Here is a 3,710-nt window from a genome sequence, read left to right as displayed (position 1 = left end):
AGCGTCATTAAGTCGAGGTAGAAAGGCGGATGAGTGACGCTCTACCCTTCCCTTGTAATTTTTAACTAGCTCCTTACTCCCGGCACTTCCCAGCCGTATGGAAGCGGTATGAAGCTAAGCTTGGATTTTTACCAGCGGCCCGACGTGCTGCAAATTGCCCGCGAGCTGCTGGGCAAGCACCTGTACACCAACCTGAACGGCGTGATAACCGCCGGCCGGGTGGTCGAAACCGAGGCCTATCGCCACGAGGGCGATAACTCGATGACGATGCACCTGCAACGCAAGCGCCAGCAGGCCAGTGCCTTATACGTACCCGGCGGCCACGCCTACATCTACAGCGTGTACGCCCGCCACGCCCTGTTCAACATCGCCACCCACGACGCCACCCACCCCGATACGGTCTTGATCCGGGCCATCGAGCCCCTGGTGGGTATCGAGGAAATGCTTGGCCGCCGCGGCCTGGGGGCCCCCGCCCGGTCCCTCACCGCGGGCCCCGGGGTGCTCACCCAGGCCCTGGGCATCACGCCCGCCCTCAGCGGTACGGCCCTGGATGGCAACGTATTGTGGTTCGAAGACCACGGCGAAACGGTGCCCGACGCCGACGTGCTGGCCAGCGCCCGCGTGGGCCTGGCCTACGCCGGTGCGGAGGCCGCGGCGCTGCCTTGGCGCTTCCGCATCGTCGGTAGCAAGTGGACCAGCCCCGCCAAGTAGGGCCCCGGGGTGGGGCAATTGGTTATTTATGGGGCCCCTAGCTGGCCGCGGCCCGGCGGCGCGGCTGGGCGCACTGCGCAGCCGCCCAAGGTATAATTCCGGGTAAAGCGTACATGTAATCGGCAGGGTGTATATATTTGACGCCGAAAGGATTATTATTTCCTTATTCGTTGTCATTTACTGATGAAAAAATCGTTGCTTACTGCCCTGCTGGCCGGAAATGTGTTGGCCGCCCGGGCCCAGGCGCCGGCGCTGGCCACGTTTACGGTGGGTACGGCTACCGTCACGGTATCGGAGCTGACGCCCGGGCTGGCCACGCTTTGGGAACTGGTTTGGGGCCCGACAACTTCATTTGGGCCACCGAGCGCGCCGGGCGCATCAGCCGCATCAACCCCAACACCGGGGCGGTGCTGCCGCTGCTCACCATCGCCGACGTGACGCAGAACAACGAGAGCGGCCTGCTGGGCATGGTGCTGCACCCCGATTTTGCCACCCAGCCCTACGTGTACGTGGTGTACAACTACACCGAGCAGGGGGCCCTGAAAGAGAAGCTGGTGCGCCTCACCTACGCCGCCGCAGCCGGCACGCTGGGCGACCCGCTGGTGCTGCTGGGCGGCATTGCGGCCACCACCACGCACAGCGGCTCGCGCCTAATCATCCTGCCCGACCGCACCCTGCTGATGACCACCGGCGATGCCCAGCAGCAGCCCGAAGCCCAGAGCCGGGCTTCGCTGAACGGCAAAATCCTGCGCCTGAACCTCGATGGCAGCATTCCGGCCGATAACCCCGCGCCCGGCAGCTACGTGTACACGCTGGGCCACCGAAACCCCCAGGGCCTGGTGCAGCTGGCCGACGGCCGCCTCTACAGCTCGGAGCACGGCCCCAACAACGACGACGAAATCAACAAGATTGAGGTGGGCCGCAACTACGGCTGGCCCACCGTGGAAGGCCTCTGCAACCTGCCCGCCGAGGCCGCCTTCTGCGCCGCCAACAACGTGCGCGAGCCCCTTACCACCTGGACGCCCACCATCGCCCCGGCCGCCCTCAAGTACTACGACCACCCCGCCATTCCGGGTTGGCGCGGCAGCCTGCTGGTGGCGGCCCTGGGCGGCCGCCGCCTCGTGCAGCTGCCCCTGGACGCCACCGGCGCCACCATCACCGCCCGCAACGAGTTCCTGAAGGACTTTGGCCGCCTGCGCAGCCTGTGCGTATCGCCCGACGGCCGGGTGTACGTGGGCACCAGCAACCGCGACGGCCGCGGCACCCCCGGCGCCACCGACGACCGCATCCTGGTGCTCGAAAACCGGGCCTACATGCCCACCGCCAACCGCAACGCCGCGGCCGTCAAGTTCGATATTTTCCCCAACCCCGCCCACCAGCAGGCCAGCCTCACGCTGCCCGCCCCGGGGGCCCACGTCACCATCTGCGATATGCTGGGCCGCCGCCTGCGCGAGCAGTCCGTGGCCGGCCTCACCGCCACCCTCGACCTCACCGGCCTGCCCACCGGCCGCTACTTAGTGGCCGTGGCCACCGCCGCCGGCACCGCCACCAAGCCGCTCAGCGTGGAGTAGAAGATTAGGACTTCTGATCAGGCGTGTTGATGAGAGCACAAAATCTTACTGTTCTGACGCACTCAGCTGTGCGAAAGCTTGCTTTGGACAGCGAGGCAGCTGTCGGAAGAGAATCAAAACGAAGCGCTGGCAATAATTAAAGTAAGCCACTGCACTGTCCCAAAACCAGAACAGCCACCCATCTTTGCAGATAAGTGGCTGTTAATCAATGAGCGAGAAACGAGGTTCGAACTCGCGACCCTCAGCTTGGGAAGCTGATGCTCTACCAACTGAGCTACTCTCGCGGGGTGTTTGGTAAGGCAAAAGTACGCCGCCGGGGCCAATCGGCAAGCGCGGCCGCGAAAAACCCGGCCGCGGCGGGTGGCGTATGAAACCCACGTATGGCCGCTGCTCCTCTTTCGCCCGGTACCCGCCGCCTCCTGGGGTGGATGTTTCTCTGGACCGGTATTCTGCTGGGGCTGGCCCAGCTGATTCGGCTGGCTATTGCGGCCTATGCGTGGTCGCTGGAGGGCATTGAGGGCGGGCTGGAAGTGGGCTTGGTGTTGCTGTACCTGCTGGGCCTGGTGGGGGCCGGCCTGCTGGTGCGCTACGGCCGCCAGCTGGTGCGCGGCGGCCGGCTGGCCGACGGCCCGGCCAAAAAAACCATCCTTTAGCCCGTGCCCCGGGGCCCGGTTGGCCGGCGGGGCCCCACCTTTGCTGCCCTTATGTCGTCTCCCCTCCGCATTGCGCTGGCCAAGGCCAACGCCACCACCGCCGCCCAACTGGCCGACCTGGGCCGCCAAACCTTTCAGGATACCTTCGCCGCTACCACCGCCCCCGCCGACATGTCCGCGTTCCTGGCCAAAACCTTCGGGCCCGAGCAGCAGCTGGCCGAGCTCCAGGATTCGGCCAATACCTTCCTGCTGGCCCACATGCAGGGGGCCCTGGTGGGCTACGCTAAATTGCGCGAACCCTCGGCCCTGGGCCTGCCTGAAGGCGAGGAGGCCCCCGCCGGCCGCCTCGAAATTGAGCGCCTCTACGTGGCCGAAGACTGGCTCGGTACCGGCCTGGGCGCGGCCCTAATGCGCGCCGTGCTGGCCCTGGCCGACGAGCTGCACTGCTCGGCCGTGGTACTGGGCGTGTGGGAAAAAAATGCCCGCGCCCTGGCGTTCTACCAGCGGTTCGGCTTTCGCGAAATAGGGGCCCACGACTTCCAGATGGGCCAAACCGTGGACCGCGACTTGATCCTGCGCAAAGGCCTCGCCACACCCGCACGGGCGAGTACATCGGCCGCGGCTGCCAAATCCTGGCCGTGCTGCTGCTCGTTTGGGTCATCGCCCGGGCCTTCGCGGCCCCAAAATCACTTACAGGAACGTCATGCCGAGCGCAGCGCAGCATGACGTGTTAGAGCTACTTAAATGGGTGCTGTCATGCTGACGAAGGAAGCAT

At 65.6% G+C, this 3,710-nt stretch carries 4 protein-coding genes and 1 tRNA gene; 4 read left to right on the top strand and 1 reads right to left on the bottom strand.

All coding sequences use genetic code 11. The features are described 5' to 3' along the window. The first annotated feature begins 108 nt into the window (after positions 1-108). Both BEN49_RS12495 and BEN49_RS12490 read left to right on the top strand, forming a co-directional pair. Positions 109-711, top strand: a complete 603-nt coding sequence (locus tag BEN49_RS12495; RefSeq protein ID WP_070743920.1) for a DNA-3-methyladenine glycosylase — start codon at positions 109-111, stop codon at positions 709-711. A 320-nt stretch (positions 712-1,031) separates the two neighbouring features. Then, the gene (locus tag BEN49_RS12490) at positions 1,032-2,282 is read left to right on the top strand and encodes a PQQ-dependent sugar dehydrogenase (protein WP_125916822.1); all 1,251 of its coding nucleotides are present in this window, start codon (positions 1,032-1,034) and stop codon (positions 2,280-2,282) included. Between the two features lie 211 nt (positions 2,283-2,493). Here BEN49_RS12490 and BEN49_RS12485 read toward each other — a convergent pair. Beyond that, positions 2,494-2,566: transfer RNA gene (locus BEN49_RS12485), tRNA-Gly, on the bottom strand. 144 nt (positions 2,567-2,710) lie between these two features. On the opposite strand from BEN49_RS12485, the gene BEN49_RS12480 reads away from it, so the two are divergent. Next, positions 2,711-2,935 (top strand): hypothetical protein, encoded by a 225-nt coding sequence (locus tag BEN49_RS12480; RefSeq protein ID WP_070743916.1) that lies wholly within the window; start codon positions 2,711-2,713, stop codon positions 2,933-2,935. 51 nt (positions 2,936-2,986) lie between these two features. Further along, entirely contained in the window at positions 2,987-3,661 is a 675-nt protein-coding gene (locus BEN49_RS12475; RefSeq protein WP_070743914.1) for a GNAT family N-acetyltransferase, read from the top strand. The last annotated feature ends 49 nt before the right edge of the window (positions 3,662-3,710 follow it).

The sequence above is a fragment of the Hymenobacter coccineus genome (assembly GCF_001816125.1).
Lineage (GTDB): Bacteria > Bacteroidota > Bacteroidia > Cytophagales > Hymenobacteraceae > Hymenobacter > Hymenobacter coccineus.
This window is presented reverse-complemented; position numbering and strand designations above follow the sequence as displayed.